Origin of the sequence: Streptomyces caelestis, assembly GCF_001279005.1 — a bacterium.
Classification (GTDB): Bacteria; Actinomycetota; Actinomycetes; order Streptomycetales; family Streptomycetaceae; genus Streptomyces; species Streptomyces heliomycini.
Map to the genome: position 1 here is coordinate 1 of NZ_LGCN01000061.1, position 951 is coordinate 951.

The window sequence follows — 951 nt, forward strand, 5'->3', positions numbered from 1 at the left end:
GGCGTCGACACCCTCGGACACCAGCCGCCACAGGTCCTCCGGCGACGACACCCCGCCCGGATAACGGCACGCCATCCCCACGATCACCACCGGATCGTCCGCCACCGACGGCAACGACCCCACCGGCACCACCGCGGCCGGCTCCACCACACCGAACAACTCGTCCAGCAGATAACCCACCAGGGCGTTCGCCGTCGGATAGTCGAACACCACCGTCGCCGGCAGCCGCAGCCCCGTCGCCTTGCCCAGCCGGTTGCGCAGCTCCACCGCCGTCAGCGAGTCGAAGCCCAGGTCCTGGAACGCACGCCCCGGATCCACCGTCTGCGCACCCGCATGCCCCAGCACCACCGCGATCTGACCACGCACCAGATCCAGCAGCACCTCACGCCGCTCGTCCCGGCCCAGACCCTCCAACCGCTGCACCAGACCGGCCGCCGCCACCGAACCACCGGCAACCGACCGCCGCGCCCGCACCCGCACCAGACCACGCGCGCCCGCACCCGCACCAGACCACGGAGCATGGGGTGGATGTCGCCCTGTTCCCGTAGGGCGGGGAGGTCGAGGCGCACGGGCAGGACGAGGGGTTCACCGGTGTCGAGTGCCGCGTCGAAGAGGACCGCGCCCTGCTCGGGGGTGAGTTCCGGCATGCCGGCGCGGGCGATGCGGTGTACGTCGGTGTCGGAGAGGGTGCCGATCATGCCGGCGTCCTGGGTCCACGGGCCCCATGCGAGGGACGTGCCGGGCAGGCCGAGCGAGCGGCGGTGCCGGGCCAGGGCGTCGAGGAACGTGTTGCCCGCCGCGTAGTTGGCCTGGCCGGGGCCGCCGAGGATGCCCGACATGGAGGAGAAGAGTACGAAGGCGGTGAGGTCGAGGTCCTTGGTCGCCTCGTGCAGGTGCCAGGCCGCGTCCACCTTCGGACGCAGCACACCCGCCAGCCGCTCCCCCGTCAGC

Annotated in this window: 2 protein-coding genes; both read right to left on the reverse strand. The window is 72.3% G+C overall.

Features of this window, described 5'->3' with window-relative positions:
• Positions 1-318, reverse strand: a 318-nt coding sequence (locus ADK41_RS42845; protein WP_245174610.1) for an acyl carrier protein, incomplete at its 3' end; no start/stop codon positions are given.
• A partial coding sequence (locus ADK41_RS05905; RefSeq protein ID WP_245174611.1) for a KR domain-containing protein occupies positions 273-951 on the reverse strand: 679 nt, incomplete at its 5' end. The genes ADK41_RS42845 and ADK41_RS05905, both read right to left, overlap by 46 nt.